Source organism: Leucobacter sp. 1207-22 (assembly GCF_052850455.1).
The window spans coordinates 468,679-491,970 of the sequence record NZ_VXCR01000003.1 but is presented as its reverse complement, the minus strand read 5'-3'; the positions used below and the strand labels follow the sequence as shown (position 1 = coordinate 491,970).

Annotated in this window: 17 protein-coding genes and 4 tRNA genes; 5 read left to right on the top strand and 16 right to left on the bottom strand. The window is 58.4% G+C overall.

What is annotated here, in order from left to right:
- Positions 1–30: 30 nt before the first annotated feature.
- Complete coding sequence (locus FW756_RS07975; RefSeq protein WP_446429613.1) at positions 31–945, top strand: LysR substrate-binding domain-containing protein; 915 nt, start codon at positions 31–33, stop codon at positions 943–945.
- A gap of 129 nt (positions 946–1,074) precedes the next feature.
- Positions 1,075–1,452 (top strand): hypothetical protein, encoded by a 378-nt coding sequence (locus FW756_RS07970; RefSeq protein WP_446429612.1) that lies wholly within the window; start codon positions 1,075–1,077, stop codon positions 1,450–1,452.
- 52 nt (positions 1,453–1,504) lie between these two features.
- On the opposite strand, the gene FW756_RS07965 is transcribed toward FW756_RS07970, so the two are convergent.
- The 12 genes from FW756_RS07965 to FW756_RS07910 form a co-directional block, all read right to left on the bottom strand.
- A tRNA-Asp gene (locus FW756_RS07965) sits at positions 1,505–1,581 on the bottom strand.
- 143 nt (positions 1,582–1,724) lie between these two features.
- Complete coding sequence (locus tag FW756_RS07960) at positions 1,725–2,738, bottom strand: hypothetical protein (protein WP_446429611.1); 1,014 nt, start codon at positions 2,736–2,738, stop codon at positions 1,725–1,727.
- 153 nt (positions 2,739–2,891) lie between these two features.
- Positions 2,892–4,391 carry an alpha/beta hydrolase gene (locus FW756_RS07955; RefSeq protein ID WP_446429610.1) on the bottom strand — a complete coding sequence of 500 codons (1,500 nt, stop codon included), beginning with the start codon at positions 4,389–4,391 and terminating at the stop codon, positions 2,892–2,894.
- 171 nt (positions 4,392–4,562) lie between these two features.
- Positions 4,563–5,483 (bottom strand): helix-turn-helix domain-containing protein, encoded by a 921-nt coding sequence (locus tag FW756_RS07950; RefSeq protein WP_446429609.1) that lies wholly within the window; start codon positions 5,481–5,483, stop codon positions 4,563–4,565.
- A 114-nt stretch (positions 5,484–5,597) separates the two neighbouring features.
- Complete coding sequence (locus FW756_RS07945; RefSeq protein WP_446429608.1) at positions 5,598–8,786, bottom strand: hypothetical protein; 3,189 nt, start codon at positions 8,784–8,786, stop codon at positions 5,598–5,600.
- Positions 8,783–9,475, bottom strand: coding sequence for a hypothetical protein (locus FW756_RS07940; protein WP_446429607.1), 693 nt, complete (start codon positions 9,473–9,475; stop codon positions 8,783–8,785). The genes FW756_RS07945 and FW756_RS07940 overlap by 4 nt, the downstream gene beginning before the upstream one ends.
- Before the next feature lie 167 nt (positions 9,476–9,642).
- Positions 9,643–9,715 (bottom strand) — tRNA-Phe (locus FW756_RS07935).
- A 67-nt stretch (positions 9,716–9,782) separates the two neighbouring features.
- Positions 9,783–9,859 (bottom strand) — tRNA-Asp (locus FW756_RS07930).
- Between the two features lie 29 nt (positions 9,860–9,888).
- A tRNA-Glu gene (locus FW756_RS07925) sits at positions 9,889–9,961 on the bottom strand.
- A gap of 140 nt (positions 9,962–10,101) precedes the next feature.
- A complete protein-coding gene (locus FW756_RS07920; protein WP_188023284.1) occupies positions 10,102–10,389 on the bottom strand; it encodes a hypothetical protein in 288 nt (95 codons plus the stop codon).
- 42 nt (positions 10,390–10,431) lie between these two features.
- Positions 10,432–11,715: a M18 family aminopeptidase gene (locus tag FW756_RS07915; RefSeq protein WP_446429675.1), complete on the bottom strand. Its 1,284-nt coding sequence runs from the start codon at positions 11,713–11,715 to the stop codon at positions 10,432–10,434.
- Positions 11,716–11,730: 15 nt separating this feature from the next.
- A complete protein-coding gene (locus FW756_RS07910; protein ID WP_446429606.1) occupies positions 11,731–13,278 on the bottom strand; it encodes a leucyl aminopeptidase family protein in 1,548 nt (515 codons plus the stop codon).
- Positions 13,279–13,374: 96 nt separating this feature from the next.
- Here FW756_RS07910 and FW756_RS07905 point away from each other — a divergent pair, with 96 nt between their 5' ends.
- Positions 13,375–14,403, top strand: coding sequence for an LLM class flavin-dependent oxidoreductase (locus FW756_RS07905; protein ID WP_446429674.1), 1,029 nt, complete (start codon positions 13,375–13,377; stop codon positions 14,401–14,403).
- Between the two features lie 31 nt (positions 14,404–14,434).
- Here the strand turns inward: FW756_RS07905 and FW756_RS07900 are convergent, their stop codons facing one another.
- The gene (locus tag FW756_RS07900) at positions 14,435–14,950 is read right to left on the bottom strand and encodes a hypothetical protein (RefSeq protein ID WP_446429605.1); all 516 of its coding nucleotides are present in this window, start codon (positions 14,948–14,950) and stop codon (positions 14,435–14,437) included.
- A 159-nt stretch (positions 14,951–15,109) separates the two neighbouring features.
- On the opposite strand from FW756_RS07900, the gene FW756_RS07895 reads away from it, so the two are divergent.
- Positions 15,110–15,982: a GNAT family N-acetyltransferase gene (locus FW756_RS07895; RefSeq protein WP_446429604.1), complete on the top strand. Its 873-nt coding sequence runs from the start codon at positions 15,110–15,112 to the stop codon at positions 15,980–15,982.
- A 240-nt stretch (positions 15,983–16,222) separates the two neighbouring features.
- Positions 16,223–17,167, top strand: a complete 945-nt coding sequence (locus FW756_RS07890; protein ID WP_446429603.1) for a multidrug DMT transporter permease — start codon at positions 16,223–16,225, stop codon at positions 17,165–17,167.
- Between the two features lie 54 nt (positions 17,168–17,221).
- Here FW756_RS07890 and FW756_RS07885 read toward each other — a convergent pair whose 3' ends face one another.
- Genes FW756_RS07885 through FW756_RS07875 form a run of 3 tightly spaced genes read right to left on the bottom strand, consistent with a single transcriptional unit; the run spans position 17,222 to position 23,223 of the window.
- A complete protein-coding gene (locus FW756_RS07885) occupies positions 17,222–18,439 on the bottom strand; it encodes a carbamoyl-phosphate synthase large subunit (RefSeq protein ID WP_446429673.1) in 1,218 nt (405 codons plus the stop codon).
- 5 nt (positions 18,440–18,444) lie between these two features.
- Complete coding sequence (locus FW756_RS07880; RefSeq protein ID WP_446429602.1) at positions 18,445–20,631, bottom strand: YhgE/Pip family protein; 2,187 nt, start codon at positions 20,629–20,631, stop codon at positions 18,445–18,447.
- A gap of 6 nt (positions 20,632–20,637) precedes the next feature.
- Complete coding sequence (locus tag FW756_RS07875) at positions 20,638–23,223, bottom strand: YhgE/Pip family protein (protein ID WP_446429601.1); 2,586 nt, start codon at positions 23,221–23,223, stop codon at positions 20,638–20,640.
- Between the last annotated feature and the right edge of the window lie 69 nt (positions 23,224–23,292).

Below are 23,292 nucleotides of genomic sequence, written 5' to 3'. Positions count from 1 at the left end.
AAACTTCACAATGCGGTGAAAGGTGTTGCAGTGCTTGAGATCAAGCGGCTTCGGCTGCTCTGGGAGTTCCACGCCCGAGGGACGATTTCGTCGGTGGCGTTGGCGCTCAATTTCAGTCCGTCTGCCGTTTCCCAACAACTCGGCATCCTGGAACGCGAGGTCGGCGTGCAGCTTTTGCGTCGCGTCGGGCGGTCACTTGAGCTCACCCCAGCAGGCGAAGTGCTCGTCGCTGAGACCGAGGCGCTCCTCGCTGGGCTCGAACAAGCCGAAGCCGCAATGCAACGTGTACGCGACGAAGTCATCGGCACCGTTCGCGTGGCCACGTTTCAAACAGCGATGCTCACGATCGTGCCTGGCGCGCTGCGGCGCATTCGGGCTGAACATCCAGAACTCCGCGTCGAAGTCATGCAGTACGAGCCTGGCGCCGCGCTCCAAGAAACCTGGGCACGTGGCTTTGACCTCGTCATCGCTGAACAGTATCCGGATCACTCAACCGCGCACTTCACCGGGCTCGACCGGGTCGATCTCACCAGCGACGCGATCCGCCTGGGCATCCCGGCGTTCGGGGCTGCGGGCGGGAGCTACGACGGCGTAGGCAGCATCTCCGATCTCACCAACGCGCCCTGGGTCATGGAACCGCAGGGAGCCGCAACGAGACACTGGGCCGAGCAAGCCTGCAGGCAGGCTGGATTCGAGCCCGACGTGCGATTCGAAACTGCAGATCTGCAAGCCCATCAGCGCCTCATCGAAGCGGGCGAGGCAGTCGCGCTCCTGCCTGGTCTTGCCCGGGTCGGGGCAGACACCCGCATGCGAATGGTCGAGCTGCCAGGCTCCCCCACCCGCACAATCTTCACGGCCGCGAGGAAGTCGCGTGCGCAAAGCCCCGCGCTCATCGCCGTTCGCGCGGCACTCGCTGCGGAGGCAAGCTCCCTCGTACTTGAGTGAGCTCGCAGTCCCGCTACCTCGGTACTTTTCTTGTCATTCGCTCCGGTTTAGTGACACCATCGAGTCACGATGTGTGCGCTGAGAGGCACGCGCACACCTGCACACTTGCAGCAACACGAGAGGATTCCTGTGACGAATAGAAATCGTGTCATCCTGGGGAAGCATTCGGTGACCATTGTTCCGCGCGGATTCGACGCAGTGTGGGGCCTTCGCCGGTCGCTCGCCATCCCGTACGCCGACATCGCATCTGTGACGGTAGATGCCAAACGGTATCCACTCGGATTTGCCTATCGCGTTGGCCTCGATACGGGCGCAAAACGCGTTGGCAAGTTCTTCCGCGACGGCGAAAAGATGTACTTTAACGTTTCTGGATTCGGCCCTTCGCTCAGGCTTGAACTTGTGCCAGGCGCAGAGTTCGCACGTGTCGTACTCACGGTGCAAGACGCCAGCGCACTCGCGGCGCGGATCACAGACCACCTCAACGAGTCAGCAGACGGCAACAGCTAGAAAAGGTCACTGAAATCAGAAAAGCCCCTCGCAAGAGGGGCTTTTCGTCGCTTGGCGACCCTGACGGGACTTGAACCCGCGACCTCCGCCGTGACAGGGCGGCGCGCTAACCAACTGCGCTACAGGGCCGAACAGGTATGAGCTTAACCGGTAAGCGGGCAGCAGTTCAAATCGAGGCGAGTTCGCCACGCCGAATACTTGAAAATCCTTGCTGAACTCCCAATTCTCACCTCCAATGAACTGTCGCCATGCAGCGCCAGTTCCTCGTGAGATTACCCCGCGGCCTTCTGATGCTCTGCTGAAAGGGCGTTCACCGCAGCGAAGTACTGTGCGAGTGCCGCGTGAAGCTCTGCAGCAGTAGCATCTGGTTTCCCGGCAAGCTCTGCCGCTGCCCGGGCCGCTTGGTCGACGGGCTTACTGTCGCCCTTGCTATAGGCAGATTTGAGGCCCGCGACTTTGCCTGGTAGTGACTCCGCAGCGGCGACAAGCGCAGGCCGTGAGGCCTGTACCACTTTCGACAGGGCGCGAACTTCGTCAACCGCATCGACTCGTGCTTCCGTCGATGCCGCTTCAGCAGTCTTGGCTTCTTCAAGTACCGTGCGAAGTTCTTCGAGCTTCGCCTTACTGTACTTCTCGCTGAATTCTCGTTCAACACCGTCAACAGGGAGTGCGCCGAGCACGCTGGCTGCCTGATCCGCTGACCAATCAATGACGCTCGCGGGCAGTTCGGCGTCTGCGCCTGCGTCGGTTTCTGCGTCTGCGCCAGCCCCAGCGTCAGCCTGCACTTCTGCCAAGTGCGATTTCAGCCCGGCGGCAAGCCCAGCACCGTCGCTAGCTGGCTTGATCTTGCTCAAGCCCTCTTGCAACTCTTGCCCTGCGGCTGCGAGCGACTTCGCTTCTTCTTTCCCGAGCGCAGTCGTGCTGGCGGATCCCCAAGCTTTCAGGTCAGCCGCGATTTTTTCGGCTTCCTGGTGTGAAAGGCCCAACAGTGCAGTCGCAGCATCTCGAGTCGCCTCGTTTGTTGCGATCGAAGTACGGACCTTCTCGAGGCTATCGAGGTCGGTCTGGTATTCAGTCTTGTTCGCAAAGTGCAGCGCGAGCGGTATCGCGACAACAGCCGAGACGAAGAGCAAGATCGCGATTGAGATTCCGAAGATCCTGTACCACTTCAGTGGGCCGGTCAGCGGCTCGGGTTCAGCATCCAGTCTCGGCACCGGTTCAGGCTCAAATACGAATGGCTTGTCCTCGCCTACGGTTCGCTCTTGCCGGTCCTGCCGATCGTGCATTCTGCTCCAAACTTTCGCCAATAAGTTTCCCAATGATAGGTCAACTGATCGGGGAATACGCTGCATGATGGCAGCGAGAAGCGTGGAGAGCGATGTGGCAGGGCGCGTGAATGTGAGCGGTGCGGGTCAGGAGTGAGCGCAGAGACCTCGCCGTTAATCGACCTCGCAGACGAGCCCGTCCTTCGGCAGATCACCCTCGATCAAGAACGATGTGACAACGTCATCGACGCACTTCGAACGCTGAGTGAAGCTCGCGCCGTGACCGTGGCCTTCGAGCGTGACAAACCTCGTATTGCCCATTTGCTCCGCCAGCGCACGCCCGTTTTCATAGGGTGTCGCGTGATCTCCGGTGATACCGATCATCAGCATCGTGGTATCGCGCGGTGCGGTAAACGCTTCGAGATCGTCGCTTGCTTCTGGAAGGGCTCCGCACGAGATGTCTGCAAATTCTGCGACGAGTTCTTCGGGAAGCTCAGGTCCGCCGAGCAGCTTCGGCACTCCGCGTTCTTCCATGGTCTCGAGCAGACCGAGAATGTCGGGGTCCTGCGGCAGCGAGTGGCAACTCACGATCTGACCCGCAAAGCTCACGCTTGCGCCACCGCCTGCGAGTGCCTCACCGATGGCATCAATACTCGCCTGGTCACCTGCCAATGCGCCGCCCATCGTCTCAAGCACGATCGGACGCTGCACGTCAAGGCCGTACAGCCCAGCTTGCAGATACGCGTACAACGTGTTTCCTGAGATCTCATTTCCGTCCGTCGTGAGCAACGGGTGTTCGTTGAGAGCTTCGACCTTTGCCGCGAGCTCGTCTTCGGTCGTGATCGGGCACGAAGTGACGGCGTACTCTGTCTGGCACCGCTCGAGCATCGATGTCACCTCAGCGAGCATCGACAGGGTCTGCGTGTAATTGCCGGTTGGCGCCGCCCACGTCTCGTCGGGAGCACTATCGAGCACCATGCGTCCCACGCGCTCAGGGAACAGCGTCGAATACGTTGCTCCAAGAATCGTGCCGTACGAGTACCCGAGATAGTCAAGTTTCTCTTCGCCCTGCAGCGCGCGCATGAGATCCATGTCGCGCGCGACCTGCGAGGTCCCCATTGAGTGGGCGAGGGGCTGCTCGGCGGCACACAACGCAAGTTGAATTTCGCGCACGTTCGACTGTTCTTCGCACTCGACCGGAGTACTCCGTCCGATGCCGCGCGGATCAAACCCAATGATGTCGTAGCGTTCAAGCACCGGAGCGAAGTCCTCACTCGCCACCATGCCGTACGTATAGCTCAGGCCGCTTCCGCCCGGACCGCCAGGGTTGCCGAACAGGGTGCCAATCTTGTCATTCCCCGTTGCTGGCACATGCACGACCGCGAGATCAATCGTCTTGGTGTTTTCTGCATCGTTCCAGTCAATTGGGGCTTGGATCATTGCGCATTCAAACGATTCAATTGGCGCTTTGAGCACGCTCAATCGTTCAGCAGTGTCTTCGCTCAGATCAAACCGGTCGTCGCACTGGCCCCAGTTGACCGTCTGGGAGTAAAACGAGGCAAATTGCTCGCTCTGGTCTTTACTCTCTGATCCCTCTGGCGTTGAGGAGCAGGCGCCAAGTACCAGTGTGCTGACCGCGGCTGCTGCGAGCACGCTCACAAGTCTGATTCGCATGAGGCTGACTCCTTGACGTGAACACTTGAAGATTCGACCAGACCGTCTCGACGATGGTCTATTCCACAAGTGTGCGCGACAAAATGTGACTTCTCCATGAGTTGGTCATGAAGTCTGCGCGAACTGCACCCTTTACGCGCGTTCTGAATTCACAAACCTAGATCGGCTGGGCTATCGCCTGGTACGCAACTCTTTCGGACCAAGGCCGTACAAGTCTCCGAGGGCACGACGCATGCTCGCGGTAGAACCGAACCCAGCCTGATCCGCGACCTGAGCAACGTCGAGATCATCAAATCTCGCATCTTGCAGCATCGAGCGGGCCACCCGGCCGCGTTCTCGGCGGATCTCACCAGCAACAGAACTATTCGCCTCAGCAAACAGTGCCTGCAACCGACGAAGCGATACACCGACATGTTCGGCAACGTTCTGCGGTGTCAGCCCGGTGTCTGCGCGGTGATCCGCAATGTCTTTGAGTGCGCGCTCCCGCAATACTGCGTTGGGTGTGCCTGTCTGCTGCGGGCCACTCTGACGACCTCGGATGAGCGTGCCTGCCATGTCGAGCACCAGCCGGTCAACGGTGCGGCTCTCGTCTTCAGACGCAAGCTCTTTCCCAGCAACGGCCTGTTCAAGGAAGGCCTGCATCGAGCGCTCCGAGACAGTGAGGTCAGCGAAGATCATCACCTGGTCCGCGAGCATTGGCACATACGGCAGCAGCGCCTCGCGTGGGATTCGGACGACAATGAATCGCCACGCGCCAATGAATCGCACACGATGCGGCAGCCCGCTTGGCGCAATCATGAGCGGACCTGCTGAGCTCAACCACGAGGTGCCGTGCAGGTATTCGAATGATCCCTCTTGCACGAAGATGATGTCGATCGTTGGGAGTCCGGGTCGCAGCGCGCGACGTTCGATCTCCCCGCCAGTTCCCCACGCTTCAATCACCATGTGCGCACCAAACGCGGTCACACGCGCTTGCATGCCGAGTTCGCCGCTCGCGCTCCGAACGCCCGTGCGGCGAAGGTCACTGTCACCGTAGTCGGTGATTGACCGATCTGGCAGCCCTTCAAGGCTCGCGGCAGAACTCATTCCCATGCATTAAAAATATGGCACAGGTGTGGTGTAACTCGACATTTCGAGAAACTTTTTATCTATATGTGTGGTGGGAGGGCATTACAGCATGCTGCGTGCCATGCCCTCCCCTGCTATTTACGACGCCTCGGGGTTGGCCTCCTCGTTTTCGTCTGAGTTGTCTGGAGCATCTCCCTGGCGGTCTTGAACGTCGCTTTCGCCGCTCGCATCTTCGCCCTGGCTTGCGCCCGAACCTTCACCAAGGTTCTGAGCTGCAGGTGGCTGCGCTGAGCCGCGAACCGTCCAGAACCAGGTGTGCCGCCAGATCTCCCATTCCTTCTTCGGTGAAGCTGCATCAATGTTGACGATGTCCCACTTATGGATCCGCAGCTTGCCCGAGAACTTTGCTTCAACTGACGCCCAGGCGCGCACGTTCAACGCAAGGTTATGCGTATTCGGCGGGGTGACCGTGTCGGTCAGCACGCCAGAAACATTCGCACGCGGCTTCACCAGCAGCTGCGGGCCAGCAACACCGTACAGCAGGGTCTCGGTCTTCACCGTTGGCCCCACGGCAAGCTCGCCAGATAGCTCCGGCGCGATCTTGCCATTCAACGCTGTCACCTTTGGCGAGGTGAACTGTGATCGTCCCTCGCCAGACAGCACACTCAACCCCTTGTCTGAGGTATAGGTGAATCCCTGAGAGATCGTGCGGTCGTAACGCAGATCTCGCACGTGCACGTTCGCTTGAATCTTCGCTTCAGCGTCAATGGTCAGCGTGACGTAGTTCTTCACGACAATCGGGATTGGCCCCAAGTAGACCGTGAACGACCCGGTCTCGGTTCGCTTCAGCGGCTCTGCGAGTGTGACCTTGCGTTCTGCGCTTCCGTTCGCTGCAACCTCAACACCAACGCCTGCAACGACATCGGCACGCACGGTGAATTCGTTGACTTTCACCCCGGCTGGGATGAACTTCAGCTTCTTCTTCAGTGCCACATCGAGCGCAATATGTACGTTGGCTTTGGTCTTCACATTCGCGCGGATCATGGCCTCGAACAGGCCGTCCACCGGGTGATCAACGATGCGCGACAGAATGTTCTGCGTCTGATCTTCGCTCGCATTCGTCATCGTTCGCACGATCACGTTGCTCTTGCCTTCGCCGTCGCCCACCATCAGGTAGAACACGGGGTTCACCTCGAGCGCTGCCTCTTTGTCCCATGATCCTGCAACAGAGTTGTCATTCTCAGCGAATACGCCACTCGAATTCTTCTCGTGCGCAAACACCGCGTCTTCACCGGTGATGATCTCGCCGGTTCCCACTCGCTGGTTTTCGTAGGTCACGTCATCGCGAGTGAGCGTCTCGCCCGTTTCTGGGTCGGTGATCGTTACTTCGAGCGGATCTTCACCAGCTTCACCCGCAACTGGTGCGAGTGATTCGGGGTCCTGCTCGACGGTGTCAGCGTTGAACTCAAGTACCTCATCAATCGCGGAGTTCAGCACGATGTCGCCCAGCGCACCTTCACTCGTGCGAACGAGCCACAGGTCGTTCTGACGCGTGATGCTCTCGACCCGACCGATGAAGCCATCTGCGAAACCTGCAGCAACACCAGAGACAATGACGCTGTCGAGCGTGAGATCCTCGGGGAGCTCAGTGAAACTCACCACTCGCCCATCGTCAGTCGCGCCCATCGCAGTACCGCCGGTACCATTCACGACGACTGCGTTGGGATTCACGGTTTCGGCGTCTTCCGCAACAGCGGTGACCTGCACCTCGATGCTCGTACTCGCGCGTTCTCCTGCACGATCCACCATCGTCACCGTGTAGCGGTATGAACCATCTACCGGGGCGCCCACCTCGGTACTGAAGCGCAGCTGACCGTCGTCATTGACGAACACATCGGCGTTGCCCAAGTACCCATCGGTGCCAATCTCGTCTGGATAATCAGCAGGATTGAACCCTGGTGCATCGAGTGCAGCGATCGCAACCTCGACGTGGTCGATGCGCTGTTCACCGAGCGTCAGCGATCCGCCAAGTTCAAAGAAGCCCTGCTCATTCAGATCGATAGCAGCACCCGACTTCACCGAGTCAATCTTCACCTGTGAGTCAACGTCGGCAGACTTCGCCGGCTCGCCCAAGAACTCACCGATCAAATGCAAACCAGCTACCGAGGTACCTCGGCTCAGGTGCACCTGCTCAATGTCTGCAGCCGAGGCGAGCAGCAACTGCGGAATTGCTCCTGCTTGGGCATCTACGACAGCGCCAGTCGCGCGCCCATCTGGCGCAGCACCGAAGTCCAAGAACCCGTTCTGCGTGCTCGTTCCGGTCTGGGCGAGCATGAGCACATAACCACCCTCGCTCACGTCAGTAATGGGCACCGTCGCTGGCCTGCGGCCAACCGGCGTCGCGAACTCGACGTCTCGGTCGCTTGCGACATCGAACCCACCCGTGACGTTCACCGTCGAGTGGAACTCGTCTGCGTTCGGCATCCAACCCAGGACGTCGATATGCATGCTTGCGCTGCCACCGTCGATCGCTGCGCTGATGAGTCCCTGCTCGTTCGGCGTGACCAAAGTCGTGAACGAGGTCACACCAGCCGGGAGATGCAGCGCAGCCCCATCGATCGTCAGATCCGCGGCCTGTGTGAGGTCGACGGTGACCGCTGCGTATGCTGCGCGTACGTCAGTCGTCGGAATGCCTCCGACTCCCGTAATGCCAATGTCCATTGGCGTCGAGGGCGTGATAGCGGATCCGCCAAGCCCCGAACCGCTGTCAGCAAATGTGACTGGCTCATCAAGCGTGATGGTTGAGCCAGGAGTGCCTGCTTCAAGGAGCGTGCCGTCTTCGCCGATCCGCGGTGCACTGCCGTCGAGCCCAGCGATCACCTCGACCCTGACATCAGTTTTCGCTGAACTCCAGAGCGGCGCAGTGCCGTCAGTCACTCGCAGCAGCGTGGTCATCGAGACTGCCTGCCCGGCTGGCGCCGTGAGCACGGCAACGGGATGGTCCGTCGTTCCCGTGTAAATCGTGCGCGGATCTGTGCTCGCCGCGAGCGAGATGCGGACGAGCGCTCCGGTGTTTCCCGAACTCAGACCGGGCAGGGACACCCGCGCGCCGGGGTCGGCTGCGAGGGGTGATCCCCACTCAAGCGCACTCTCAACCGCGGGAAGGCGATCAGACACCGGGGTGAAAATATCTTTTCCAGCCGCGACCTCTCGCAGGTCTGCTGGCATTGCGAGCGCCGGGGTTGCAACCGCAGTCGCAAGCCCGCCGACGAGGGCGATTGCGGCGGTCGCCGCGACAACGCGGCCGACAGTGTGCTTCGCGGTCATGCGCCCGGCTCCTCAATGTGCAGTGTCGAACGTCGCTTCAGTTGTGAGCTACGAACGGCAACGAACGTGCCACCGGTGACCAGCAGCAGCGCACCGATACCCCAGAACAGGCCATACCCTGTATCGCCGGTACGCACCAAACCGTTCCCCTGATATCCCTTGGTATTCGCCGAGCCCTCAGCGCCGCTGCTTGCGCTGTTGCCGTTCGCGCCGGCGCCGCCGTTTGCGTTGCTCGACCCGTCGCTGGCACCCGCAGCGGCATTGCCATCGGTCTCTGTGAACAGGTCAAGGCGCGATGCGTCAAGTACTGCACCAGCATCATCGGCAAACGTCACCGCGACAATTGGCTTGCGGGAGATCGCATCAGCAGATGCAGCGAAGGAAAGTGTGAGTTTTCCGGGCGCAGCGACGCTGCGAGCTCCGGGACCGCCGACGGTGGTGTTCCACTCAATAGGCTGCGGAGATCCGCTTCCCTGGGCGAGGGTTCCCGTAATTTCGGTTGCGCTGATGCCTTCGGCATCGATCCACACCTGCGTGGTGTGTGCTGGCGCGTCAACAGTAAATTCCACATCAACGGGGTTCGCTTCGGCATATGCAGCGGGGGCAACAGCGCCCCCAAGCACGATACCGAGCGTGAGCACAGTCAGGCGCCACATGGCTGCCCAAGAACTTGGTTCAGATACTTTCACACCGTAAAAATACGCGTGCAGAGGCTACCCAAGGTGGGTCATGAGCGACATACAGCGCAAAGTGGTGCATGTGTGCGCAGAATGGCTTGTGGCCCGAGAGAATAAAAAAATGAACCCCCGCGATGTAGAAGCTACGCGGGGGTTCGATGAAGGTGTAATCTCCTTCGTGGCTCCGACGGGCGTCGATCCCGTGACCTCACGATTTTCAGTCGTGCGCTCTACCAACTGAGCTACAGAGCCAGACAATCACTGTTATGGCGATCGCCTGAGATGAAGAAACCCTTCTTACGAGAAGGGCATTTCACCTTGGCGACCCTGACGGGACTTGAACCCGCGACCTCCGCCGTGACAGGGCGGCGCGCTAACCAACTGCGCTACAGGGCCATATGTATTAAGTTGTGTTGGCAATCCAGTGACCCCAACGGGATTCGAACCCGTGTTGCCGCCGTGAAAGGGCGGAGTCCTAGGCCGCTAGACGATGGGGCCGAGGCTTTCACCCGCTGGCTTCATGCTCGCTGGCTGCCGTGTAATAGCTTACGAGGAACGAGCAATATCTCGCAAATCGAACTAAAACGGCAGATCAGACGGTGTGTTAGCAACACATCGGGTGAAACACATGCGCGAGATTAGCCGCCGAGCACGCGCTGTACGCGGTTCAGTGACATGTTCTCGAAGCGATCCACGCCGACACTCGTTCGCTGCTCAAAGTGGTAGCCCATCTTGCCTTGCATGAGCATGCCGATGAGATGTGGCTCGTTCGCGTTCCACATGATCCAGGTAGGTTGACCGTTCGTGTTGGGACCGAGGAACGTAATCTCGATGTCCTGCGAGCCGATGCGCTGGATGCGCGGCTGCAACCGGTCGGTTGACAGGGCAAGTACCTGGTTCTCTGCCCGATTCTGCATCTCACTCATAGCTTGATCCTAGTCAATCTCTTCCCTGCTCGGGAGGCGTTCTTACGCGAAAAATTCTGCGCTGACGAGCGCGAGCCCGTGCAAGTCGTCGACATGAGCGAGTTCACGAGCCGAATGCATCGACAAGAGCGGAACCCCAACATCGACGGTTCGCATACCGATTCGGGTGGCCGTGAGTGGGCCAATGGTTGACCCGCACGGCACCGTATTGTTCGAAACGAAGTCCTGCGTTGGTACTCCCGCCGCTGCGCAGAGTGACCGCCAGAGTGCGCCACCGTGCGCGTCAGATGCGTAACGCTGGTTCGCGTTGATCTTCAGCATTGGGCCGCGACCGGCAAGTGGGCGAACGTTCGGGTCGTGCTTCTCACCGTAGTTCGGGTGCACCGAGTGGCCGGCATCTGCCGAGAGGCACCACGAGTTTGCGAGTGCACGTGCCCGCTCTTCTACGCCAGCACCGAGACCAGCCCACAGACGATCGAGCACGTCGACGAGGAACGGTCCGCTCGCGCCAGAGCGCGTTTCAGAGCCGAGCTCTTCATGATCAAACGCTGCAAGCATCGAAATGCTGTCCTCAGCAGGCTCTGCAACAATCAACGCCGCGAGTCCGGCGTAGGTCGAGCTGAGGTTGTCGAGACGGGGCGAAGCGAAGAATTCTCGGCGCGCACCGATCCGCTCAGGACGCTGCGTATCGAAGAGACGCAGGTCGAAGCCAGCAATGTCATCGGCGGTAATTCCCTCATGCGCGAGGAGTTCGCTGAGCGAGACATCGGCTCCCGCAATCCCGATGATCGGTTGTGTATTGCGCTGACGGTCGAGGTTGAGACCGCTGTTCGCCTCACGATCGAGGTGGATGGCGAGCTGTGGGATCCGCGCCACGGCACCGGTGCACACGAGCTTTTCTTCGCCCGAACGGGTCACCACACGGCCTGCAACGCCAAGGTCGCGGTCGAGCCAGGAGTTGATGAGCGGGCCGCCGTACACCTCGACGCCGAGCTGCGCCCAGCCGTGAGCGGTGAAGTCTGGCTGAGGCTTCAGTACGAAACCAGGTGAATCGGTGTGGGCACCAAGCACGCGCACTGGGCTCGTCGCCGATACTTCCGCACCAGCACGCCATGCGATGATCGCGCCGTCGCGACGCACGAAGGCCGCTGGCACAGCGGAGGCTGACTCCCACGCCTGGGCCTCGTCGAGTTCGACGAATCCGGCGCGGGTCAGTACCTCGGCTGCGGCAGCGGCCGCGTGATAGGAGGTGGGCGATGCGGCAACGAAATCCGCAAAGTTCGAGATGAACACATCTCGGTCAAGAACAGCTTCGTCGCGCATCATCTCACCCATCGTTAGTTACTCAGCGTCTTCCTGTGCTGCTTCTGCGGGAGCAACGAAGTTCTCCGCAAACTCGGCGAGCAGACGCGCACCGAAACCGGTCGAACCGACCGAGCGCCACAGATCATCCGATTCAGACTGCATCGTGCCTGCGATGTCGAGGTGGCCCCACGGGGTGCCATCAACGAAGTCGTCGAGGAAGAGGCCTGCGAGGATCGCGCCGCCGTAGGATCCGCCCATGTTTGAAATGTCAGCGACGTTTGACTTGAGCTGATCACGGTAGCGACGGTCGAGCGGCAGACGCCAGATGTTCTCATCGGTCGACTCTGCAGCAGCCTCAAGCTGCTCAGCGATAATGTCATCGTTCGCGAGCATGGCAGCGGTGCGAAGACCGAGGGCACCCATCGCTGCGCCGGTCAGCGTCGCAATGTCAACGATTGCGTCTGGGCGACGCTCGTTCACGGTTACGTCCTCAGTTGCGAGCACAATGCCGTCCGCGAGCACGAGGCGACCCTCAGCATCGGTGTTCTTCACCTCAACGGTCTTGCCGCCGCGGATCGTGAGCACGTCGCCGAGCTTCGTCGCGCTGCCACTCGGCATGTTGTCGGTGCACATCAGCCAACCGGTAACAGCACTTTCGACGCCGAGGTCTGCAAGCGCGGTCATCGACGCGAATACGGCGCCAGCGCCCATCATGTCGAACTTCATTGCAGCGTGCATCGCGTTCGAAGGCTTCAGGCTGATTCCGCCCGAGTCGTACATGATGCCCTTACCGATGAGCGCGAGGTGACCCTCGGGATCAGCGGGACGGTAGCTGAGCTTGATCATGCGAGGCTCTTCAACCGAGCCAGCGTTCACACCGAGGAGGCCGCCGAGGCCCATCTCCATGATCTGCTCACGGTCGTAGACGTCAACGTCAAGGCCAAACTCAGGGCCGATCGCAGCAACAAGCTCACCGAACTTCTCTGCGCTCAGGTGACGGGGAGGGGTGTTGCCAAGATCGCGAGCCAGCTCAGCGGTGCGGGCGAGGATCAGACCGCGCTCGACGCCGTACTCTGCGTCCTCAAGATCTTCCTCGAGGAGCTGAATCATGAGCTCATCAAGCACAACCGTCTTCGCGTCGGACTTCAGCGCATCGAAACGGTAGCGAGCGAGGATCGCGCCCTCGATTGCTGCCTGCACGGCTACGTCTGCGTCCCAGTCACGCTCTGCGAGCACGCCGGTGAGGTCAACAGCGATGCGGCCTGCCTCACGTGCACCGCGCGCAAACGCTGCGACGGCGTCACGCAGTTGCGCGGGGTTCTCGATCGGGGTGGCACCGGTGCCAACGAGAACGGTCAGGGGTGCACCAGGAAGCAGCATGGTCTGGTTCGCTGCACCGGTAAAGCCAGCTGCGGCGAGCGCTTCGCGACCGATCTCAGCAATGTCAGTGGGAAGCTCGCCCTCAGAAGCCACGAACAGCGCGCGAGCTTCAGCACCTTCGGCTGGCGTCGACGAGACGCTCACACCGGTCATGCGTTCGAGGGATGGAGCAGGGTTGAAAGCGGGATCAATCACAACACTCATACTCCTAAGCCTACTCCTGAGATTCTTGGCGTGGCAGAGAGAACCAAATATTCATATGCGCGGGAATATAACTCGTTGACCGGCGTTGCACTGAGCATGGAGAAATTTGGCTTCCTGTCATTCGGGCATTACGGCAACGTGCAGGGCTCACGCGTGCGCACGGCCGGAGACATGCTCAAGCAGACCATCGAACTTGCAGAGGGCGCTGACGAGATCGGCGTGAATGGTGCGTACGTTCGCGTGCACCACTTCGCAAAGCAGGCCGCCTCGCCCGTACCGTTGCTCACAGCAATGGCAGCGCGCACCAAGCACATCGAGGTCGGCACCGGCGTCATCGACATGCGGTACGAGAACCCGCTGTACCTTGCAGAAGAGCTTGCTGCACTCGATTTGATCGCGGATCAGCGGATCGCCATCGGCATCAGCCGGGGATCACCCGAGACCGCTGTTCGCGGGTACGAGACGTTCGGATACACGGGTGCGGAAGATCCCCGTGGTGCGGATCTCGCCCGTGCGAAGTTCGACGAGTTCTTGCGCGCCATCGACGGCGAAGGTCTCGTAGAGGCTGACACTCGTATGGCGCCTCCTGGCTACCTTGCCATCGAGCCCCAGTCCCCCGGTCTACGTGACCGCATCTGGTGGGGAGCGGGCTCGCGCGCATCTGCCGAGGACGTTGGGCGCATGGGCCTCAACCTCATGAGCTCTACGCTGCTTACCGAAGCAACCGGTCAATCATTCGACGTGCTACAGCGTGAGCAGATCGAACTGTTCCGCGCCGCCTACAAGGAGGCTGGTCATACTCGCACGCCTCGCGTCTCGGTCAGCCGCAGCGTATTCCCGATCATGAACGAGCAGGACAATCTGTACTTCGGGATCCGCGGCCAAGAAAGCAGCGACCAGATCGGCATCATCGACGGCTACCGGTCGACCTTCGGCAAGACGTACGCCGCCGAACCAGACAAGCTCATCGAGCAGCTACTCGCCGATGAAGCAGTCATGGCAGCCGATACGCTCATGCTCACGATCCCGAATCAGCTCGGCCCCGAGTACAACCTGCACGTGCTCGAATCGTTCGCGAAGCACGTTGCGCCCGCGCTTGGGTGGAAGCCGAACTGGGAAGGTTAGTCGCAGGCGCGGGTCATCAAAGCGGCTACGGTTACAACGTCTCGCTTTCTTCGTGCGCGTCCTGATCCGGGTACCAAGTGTCAATCAGGTCGCTGGGTGAGATCGCAGCACAGAGGACGCCATACAACATGGCACACATCGTGAGAAACATCGCGAGTCCCACGCTGGGTGTTGCTCCAAGCTCGATCTCCTGAGTCATCGACCAAGCGTTGAGCAAAACACTGACGGTGGTGGCAGCAAGAGAGCCAAGGATCCCTCGCTGCCACCGCCTGTTGTACTGCCACTTCTGCTGAGTTCCGACAACTCCGACAACCGCGCAGAGCGTTGCTGCGAGCAACGCAATTCCCGAAAGAAGCCAACCAGAATCGCTTCGCAGCGGCGTACGGTCTTGCGAGAAAAACACCGCAAAGTCAGTTGTCAAAGCACCAGGATTCATGACAAGGAACGAAAGCACTGCGACCAACGGGACGCACATCAACGCGAGACTCAATGCTTCGCGCACGCGCACGGCCCGTTGAGAACTATCGGCCGACTCTGACACGTACATCCGGGCTCCCTCTCGGCGCCAAGCGCATAGCCACATTCGCTCACATTCGCTCACATTTTAAGTAGTGAGCACCTGTGTCAGAATAGCCTTTCCGCACCCCGCGCAACACCCGCAATTCATCGATGGCGCGCAGACCCGATCACTCATTACGATTGCGTCATGACATTCTCGTTCCGTCAGAGCACCGATGAAGATCTCGACTGGATCGTCGATCTCAGAGTTCGTGTCCTCAGAGCAGACTTTGAGCGCTTGGGACGCTTCGATCCTGTGCGTGTTGCCGAGCGTTTGCGCAATGCCTTCAACAAGACCAACACTCGCGTCATTTTGCTCGGTGACCAAGTTGCCGGGTGCGTGACCGTGCGCCACGAGCCTGAGGGCCGATGGCTCGAGAATTTCTATCTCAACCCAGATCTGCAGGGGCGCGGCCTTGGTACGCAAGTCCTCCAACGCATACTCGAGGAGTCAGGGACAACACCGATCCGCCTCCACATGCTGCGTGGAAGCAGCGCTGGCAGCCTGTACGAACGGCACGGTTTTGTCGCGGAGAGTGAGAAAGACCTCGATGTCATCATGGTGCGTCAACCACACCTAAAGCTTCGCCCCTCTACCGGTTCAGATGAGTACCCGCGACTCGTAGAAATCTGGCGCAGTGCGGTGCGCGCAACTCACGATTTTCTCGACGAGGCAGATTTCGCGCGGATCGAGTCACACCTCGCTTCCGACTACTTCCCGGTCGTGACGCTCACCGTTGCTGAGCTGAACGGACGACCCGTCGGGTTCGCTGGAGTGCACGAGGATGGCCTGGAGATGCTCTTCGTTTCAGATTCTGTTCGTGGGCAGGGCATCGGATCCGCCCTCCTCGCAGAAGTCCTCGCCAAGCAGGCAGTCACCAAGGTAGACGTCAATGAGCAGAACCCTGGCGCTCACGGGTTCTATCTCAGCAAGGGTTTCGTGCAGGTAGGTCGCAGCGAGCTCGATGGCGACGGTCGGCCTTATCCGATCATTCACCTGGCACTTCAGCACGACGACTGAAGTTCCGAGCCCGCATCGACATTCGCTCAAATGGCCCGTTCCTCCTCGCTGCGAGCCGACAAGTGGCTACACTCGACGCACCAAGCAACACTCGACCTCAGCATGGTGAGCCAGCCGTCCGCCCCACTTTGCCCAATCACCAGCATCGAGGAATGCTGCAGGAAACATAGATCATTGGAAAATCACAATATATGATCAGGTGAAGCATCTCTTCTACCAAATTGCTTGAGAGGTTGCATCTTGTCCGTTGAATCCACGATCGCCGGTATCTCACTTGCAGTCGTCTCCGCGTTGTCACTTTCCGCTGGAAACATTTGGCAGTCCCAAGGTGTTGAGATGGCTTCTGCGACCCGAGGCAGCCGGTCCATGGCGATGTCACTGATTCGCACCCGAGTGTGGCTACTCGGCACGCTCATGTTCGGCCTAGCAATCGTGCTGCAGATGGGAAGTCTCGCCTTCGCGCCACTGATGCTCGTACAGCCGATTGGCGTACTTGCCCTCGTCTTCTCAATCTTCATCAATGCGAAAATTTCCGGCAAGCGGCCAAGCGTCTCAATCGTCCGAGCCGTACTCATCGCTTTGCTCGGTGTTGCTTCATACGTCACAATCGCCTCATTGATCACTTCACAAAGCAAGATCACTGACGCACAACTCATTGCAGTACTCGTTGCTCTCGGTGTTGCCTTGCTCATCGCTGGCGCGATCCGCCTCACACGCAAGTGGGGTTCTCAGCGTGTCCCATTTCTATATGTGATCCTTGGCGGAATGTTCTCGGCCTTCGTGGCAACACTTGGCAAAACTGTCCTTCTGCGCGTTGAAGCACTCCTGAACGATCACCATTTCTCAGTGGATAAGAACGGTCTGCTCACGCTCTTTTGTCTGATTGGTCTCGGGATCGCTTCGGCACTCTCGATCTACTTCACACAGACCGCTTACACCTGCAACCCCTCTGATGTGGTGATTGCCGGGTTAACCGTCATCGACCCAGCAATTGCCGTCGTGCTCGGTATCACGGTTCTACACGAGGCGAGTGGCGCATCTCTGTGGTCTTTGTTGGTCATGGCAGTCGCAGGTGGCATTGCAATATTTGGAGTTATTCGTCTTGCGCAAGCAGAAACGGTGACAGACGCACCAGATGACGCGATACCAACGGGTAATGACGCGCACCCCCAGTCCACGGACTAGAGGTGCGCGTTTACCGACGTGGCAGAAAGCATCACCTGCTCCTACCCGGGTGACTCAGATGCGTTGCTCATGCACAAGTCTGAGCGCTGCCGCGTCCTCCGACGACTGGCCCTGGATTGCCTCGCCGTTCCACACGATGTCTTCACCCATCGCTTTCAGCAGCGCTTCGCGTTTTCCCTTCGCCATCGTAACTCCATGGATCAACGCAGCCGGCCCCCACATCATCGCGAATGAGTCATGCCAGCCCTGATCTACATCACGCACCCGAATCAAGTCGTGCAGTGATGTTTTTACATGTTGAGCTGGCTCGGCAAATGCATCAGCAAACACCGCCAGTTTGATCTCGCGCTCTACCCCGGGTTTCACAACGATCGGCTCTGCCGTCTCCCCAAGCAGGGCTTGCACAAACTGGTCTGTATCGAGCAAGATCACCCCATTGGTCGGTCTGGGGTTGCACTCAATTGCGTCAAGACCGCCGTCACGTTTGACGAAATCAAAGGAAAGTTGTCCGGTGTAGGTGGGGTCAAGGCAACCGACAAGTCTCTCGGTATATTCGAGCGTCAGCGTACTGTCCTCCGCAAGGAAAGCGATGCCCGTGCTGTGAGCCCACTGCTCAGGAGCACTATAGGTGCAGTGCGCGGTGACCTTACCGTCAACAACAATGCTGTAGGTGCACAACATCGGACCATCAACAAAAGGTTGCACGATCCAGGGTTGATCTATAGTCGGATGACAGTCTTCGACACTCATTTTCCCCGCAAGCGGACCGGTGTTTGTTAAAAGTCCGACACCCCCGCGAGAGAACACAGCACGCGCGAAAAATCTGGGAAAGCGTGCAATCGCCCGATGGAGCTCTTCCTCACTCGCCACGAGAACAGTCTCTGGGATCGGCACACTTGCCTGCTCAGCCAAGCGTTGGAAGCTGCCTTTGTCATGCAGTCGAGCAAGCTTGTCAAAGCTCCCGGTAAAAAGCCTCACCCCTGCCGGCAGATCAGCCCGACGAGCTGCGAGGTAAAAAGCTTCCTCAAATGTCGGAATGATGATGTCAAGATTGTGAGCGCGTACGACCGCACACACGTCTTCAATAAACCTGTCAGTATCGAACCGCGGCGAAGCCGTCAGTACATGATCCGCCAGGTATTTCGAATGGCTACCTATGGCACCATGGTAGGTATCTGCAGCAACAACGTAGTGGCCACTACTTCCAAGCTTTCGAATGATGTCCAGGGCAAACGTATTTCTCGAACTCGTCACAAGTGCTCGCACGGGCATTCCTTTCACATGAGTTTCGTTGATTCAAGGGCTTGAGCCAAGCTGTTGTTCATCTTGAGGACGGGAAGTCGAAGCACGAGCCCAATCAAGAGCGCAGGCAGAATGAACAGCGCAAGGAGGCCAAGCGAAATCCAATAGTCCCCGTCATACACCCCAGCTATCGCAGATCGAACTGCATTTGTTGCGTGCGTCACCGGCAACCAGGGGCTGATGTTCTGGAACCATTCAGGCAGCACTGAGAGCGGATACGCCCCACCACCGGCAGAGATTTGCACGACGAGCAGGAACACCGCTCCTGCTTTACCCGCCTCACCAAACGACAACACAAGCGTGTACGTAATCAGGGCAAATACCAGCGACATCACCCACCCAGCGAGCAACAAGAGCATTGGATGCGCTGGTCTTACGCCGACAAAACCCATCAGCCCCAGATACGCAAGAGAGCTCTGCGCGAGGCACAACACCGCATAAATGCCAAAGCGGCCAAGGTACTCTTGCGTTTTTGTCGGGTGCTCACCGTTTGGGATCCTGTCGTGATCAACGTCTGTGCGGATCAGGACTGCGAGCAATAGCGCACCGACCCACAGTCCAAGAACGGTATAGAACGGCGCCATCTGAGCGCCAAAAGAATCAACCTTGAAAACCGCGATTTCTTTCAAGCCAACTGGATTCGTAAGTTCACCAGCGAGCACTGCCGAATTCGGACCAATGAGTTCCTTCACCTCGGTGAAGTCCCCGGTCGCTGCGGCCTTGCCCAACGCACCCGCAAGAGCGGAACTCTGGTCCGCCCCGATCCGCATATCTTTTGCGATTGCGGTCGTCGTCGCTTCGGCCTCGGTCAGTGCCTCGGCCAATGTGCCAGATCCGTTCTCAAGCGTCAGGGTCGCATTGGCAAGGTGACCGGCAATCGAATCCACATAGCCGGTCACCGAGTCGAGAGTACTCGCAAGCTGCTCGAGTTTCGGTCGCAGATCCTCTTCAAACGAAGAACGCGCACGCTCGAGCGTGTCTTTTGCCTCGTTCGCTGCGCTGCGGATCTCCCCGACAACCGCGCCAATCTCTGCGTCGCCGTTCGCAAGGGCGCTCTGGCCGCGGGCAATACGCTCTTGGAGTCGTGTTTGACGCTCGATAGCTTCGTTCAGTTCACTTACCGAGCGTTCGAGGGCCTGCTTCAGCGCTATATCCGTGGCGTTCGCTGATTGGTTCTGCAGCTCATCACGGAACGCCTCATACTGAGTAATCTGAACACCAACGTCGTCGGACAATGAGGTGAGAAGTGCTGAGATAGCAGCGGGTTCTTGACCCACAGCATTCTCAAGCTGACCCACACGATCGATGAGTGTTTGATAGCTGGCTGACGTCCCAGAAAGCGCCGATGAGATTGACCCTGTCGAAGCGTTCAACACCTCCCGCAAGGAGTGAGCCGCACTGACCCCTTCACCAATGGCGCCAGCGCTGTCATTGACAACGCCGCTCGCGGTCTTCGTGAGTGAGTCAGCGCTCTCAACAAGGCTCCGGCTCGAAGCTAACAGTGCGCTGAACAGGTCGAGGGTGTTTGCGGTAGATCTCAGATTGCTCGCGACAGACTCCGCTGCACCGCCGAGCCTACCGATCGCTGATTGAGCTTCCGGAGAATCAAGCTTCTGTGCGAGTGCAGAAATGGTGCTCAGTCCTACTTCGTTGAGCGACTTAGTGAACGTGTCGTTGATCGTTGTGGAAACCTCAGTCGCTGCCTCGTCCGTAATCTTTGGTGAGAGCGCATTCGTTTTCTCATTCGAGTAATACTCGATATGCGCAGCCTCGGCCCCTGGACTTAAAAAGGTCATCATGTCACGACTGAAAGTTTCTGGGAGCACCAAGGCTGCGTAATACTCACCAGACTTGGTGCCCTCGATAGCTTGTTCTTTTGACGTGAATACCCAGTCAAGGTCTGAGTTCCCTCGCAAGTTGGAGAGCACTTGATCGCCGACGTTCAGAGGCATCGGGAAAAGCTCACTCACGAACCCTGTGTCGGTATTCGCGACTGCAACTTTCAAATTCTTGACGTTCCCAAATGGATTCCAACTGGAGAGCACGTTAAACCAGCCAAAGAAGGATGGGATAACGACGACTCCGAACAGCACGACAATAGCAATGGCGTTATGCGTGACCTTACGTAGATCCGTGAGAAAGATCGAAACGATGTTCTTCATGCGAAATCACACTCGCTCTCTGAGCTCGTCAAGCGTCGCATCGGAGTGTGTCGCGTCTTCTTCAAATGCGAGTTTCTTCTTGAGCTCTGGGGTGGAGAGATCCCCCACCTTCTTCGCAAAACTGACGTTCTGTTTCAGGTACTCGAGCACGACGACAAGACCTATTGCGGCGAGACAGACCAGACCCCACAACCCAAGAATGGTCGCTCTGGCTTCCGGAAGCATCCAGGCGGCGATAACCAATACAACCGTCATTCCGGTCCAGATCAGAACCAAGACTCTGAGCAACGTCAAGTGGCGTTCCTCAAACCATTGTGCTTTTTTCACGGTCCGTTCACGGAACTTTTCCCGGTTGGTGAGCGCTTGAACGAGCTGGGTGACGCGGCGATGCGACCCAAGCACCTGAACATTCTCGCTCGGGAACAGCCCCGTCATCGTCAGCTTGCTATTGAAGAGTCGCGCGAAGTTGCCGAGTCGCTGTCTGAAGAAGAGCCCAAAAGCGAAAGCGAGAATTGCGAAGAACACTAGGACCGTAAACGAGCGCCAATAGTCGCCATGATAGAAACCACCGATGGTTTCTCGCATTGCGTCAATCCCGTATGTGAATGGGAAGAATGGATACAACGCTTGGAAGAAACTCGGCATCATTTGAATGGGGTAGATACCCGATGCACCTGGAATCTGCATAATGACGAGCAGCACCGCTATGCCCTTACCGACATAGCCGAAGGATACGGCCAAGGCGTAGATAATTGCGGTGTAGACAAACCCAACAAAGATGCTCGTGCACACGTATGCAATGGCACTTGCCATCTGCACCCCGATAACGACGTTTCCAACGCTCACAAGCAACGCCTGGAAGAAGTTGATCGTAGCGATAAGCATCCAGCGCCCGAGATACGCCTGTCGAACGGTGAGTCCTTCGACTCCTTCGGTATCGACTTCAAGCTTGAGCAAGACAACCAATACGAAGGCAGCAATCCAGAGCGAGAGGTTTGTGAACAAAGGAGCCATGGCCGAGCCGTAGGTTGCGACTGGGAACACAATCTTCTCTTTGACTGTCACGGGCGAGGTCATGAAGTCCGCGATCTTTTTCGGATCGAGATTGCTGAGTGCTTCTGCTTGCTTCCAAAGCTCCGCTGATTGCAGTGCGCCAACATCGGCCCTGAGTGCGACGATCTGTTGCTGGAAACCGTCAAGGTTCTTTCCCAGCGCTGTTATTGATGTGCCAGCCTGTTTGAAGGTCTCTGCAAGATTATCGACGAGCCGATCAGCTTCCGACAGCAACGCTTTCTGGCTCCCAAGGGAGGCCGAAACTCCGCTCGTAGCCGCAGACAGTGTGCTCAACGCTTGATTGAGCTGTGGAATCGATTCTTGAACGGCCGAGCCAACCGCCCCAGCTGTCTGGACCGTATTGTCCAGTGCGGCGTTCATCGCCTGCGCCGATGCCCGCATCGCTGAGTTCGTATTCGCTACGTCAGCGTTAATGGTCTCAAGATTGCTGAGCAACTGCTGGTCCTCAGCATTCCGAGCTTGGAGTTCAGCGATAGCGTCCGTGATCTCTTGGAACTGAGGGTCACCGGGCGAAAGCGTAGCAAGCACGTCTTGGAGCTCCGCCAGTACACGCCCGTTGGCATCTACAACAGCAGCGGCGTCCCCGACCGCAGTTGAGATGACAGCCCCCGCTTGCTCCATGCCAGCGGTCGCGGCTGCCACTCGCTGATTCAATTTTGTTGAGATCTGTGCCAGCTGTGCCGACCCAGTGGTCGCGGCACTTGTCATCGACCCGGTAAACGAGACAAGCCCCGTTTGCACGTCAGTGACTAAGGCTTCCACCTCGCCGATAACTGACTGTGTGCTGTCGATTGCGTTTTGAGCTTCCTGCAGTGAAGACCGAACATCGTCGAGCGCAGATTCTCCAGCAGAAAGCGTCACACCGATATCGGAAATAGTTTTCTTCGCCGCCGCAATCTGTGTCATTACCTTGCCAAGCCCATTCAAGGATTTGTCTTGCGCAGTCGCGATGTGACCATCGATTTCCACACCCGCTTTCTCAAGCGCCGTGATCAGCGTTTCAGAAACCGTCGACACAAAAGTCGAGTTGATTTGAGTTTGGACGGTAGTCGCACCCACCTCGGTAATTTTCGGTGCGATTGCGTTTGCCTTCTCGTTTACGTAGTACTCGAGTTCGGGACGGGTGAAATCACCCGTTGTCATACTGAGCAGGTCACTCGTGAAATGCTTGGGTATGACGATTGCTGCGTACGAATCTCCCGATTTCACAGCGTGCATTGCAGCTTCTTTTTCCATGAACTGCCACCCCAGCTGGTCATTCGCTTTCAGCTGGGCGACGACTTGGTCGCCGACGTTCAGGTCGCCCGTGAGTGCGGAAGAGTCGCCAGCGTCTAAGTTCACAACTGCAACGTTGACAGCTTTGGTGTCACCATAGGGGTTCCAAAATGCGACGATGTTGAGCCATGCATAGAGCGAGGGAATGATGATGATGCCGACCAAGATCACGATCGCCTGAGGCACGCGGGCAAACCGTCGCAGATCGCGTACATACACTTTGAGCGCGTTATTCATTGTCATACCTCAACGGTTGAATCGATGTACGCATTGGTTTCCGCTACTTCCTCAACTATTCGCTCAGCACGGCGC

Bases quoted from the DNA above. Each gene is read 5' to 3' on its own strand.
- FW756_RS07960 (WP_446429611.1), bottom strand. From the start codon at position 2,738: ATGCACGATCGGCAGGACCGGCAAGAGCGAACCGTAGGCGAGGACAAG.
- FW756_RS07955 (WP_446429610.1), bottom strand. From the start codon at position 4,391: ATGCGAATCAGACTTGTGAGCGTGCTCGCAGCAGCCGCGGTCAGCACA.
- FW756_RS07950 (WP_446429609.1), bottom strand. From the start codon at position 5,483: ATGGGAATGAGTTCTGCCGCGAGCCTTGAAGGGCTGCCAGATCGGTCA.
- FW756_RS07945 (WP_446429608.1), bottom strand. From the start codon at position 8,786: ATGACCGCGAAGCACACTGTCGGCCGCGTTGTCGCGGCGACCGCCGCA.
- FW756_RS07920 (WP_188023284.1), bottom strand. From the start codon at position 10,389: ATGAGTGAGATGCAGAATCGGGCAGAGAACCAGGTACTTGCCCTGTCA.
- FW756_RS07915 (WP_446429675.1), bottom strand. From the start codon at position 11,715: ATGATGCGCGACGAAGCTGTTCTTGACCGAGATGTGTTCATCTCGAAC.
- FW756_RS07910 (WP_446429606.1), bottom strand. From the start codon at position 13,278: ATGAGTGTTGTGATTGATCCCGCTTTCAACCCTGCTCCATCCCTCGAA.
- FW756_RS07905 (WP_446429674.1), top strand. From the start codon at position 13,375: ATGGAGAAATTTGGCTTCCTGTCATTCGGGCATTACGGCAACGTGCAG.
- FW756_RS07900 (WP_446429605.1), bottom strand. From the start codon at position 14,950: ATGTACGTGTCAGAGTCGGCCGATAGTTCTCAACGGGCCGTGCGCGTG.
- FW756_RS07895 (WP_446429604.1), top strand. From the start codon at position 15,110: ATGACATTCTCGTTCCGTCAGAGCACCGATGAAGATCTCGACTGGATC.
- FW756_RS07885 (WP_446429673.1), bottom strand. From the start codon at position 18,439: ATGCCCGTGCGAGCACTTGTGACGAGTTCGAGAAATACGTTTGCCCTG.
- FW756_RS07880 (WP_446429602.1), bottom strand. From the start codon at position 20,631: ATGAAGAACATCGTTTCGATCTTTCTCACGGATCTACGTAAGGTCACG.
- FW756_RS07875 (WP_446429601.1), bottom strand. From the start codon at position 23,223: ATGACAATGAATAACGCGCTCAAAGTGTATGTACGCGATCTGCGACGG.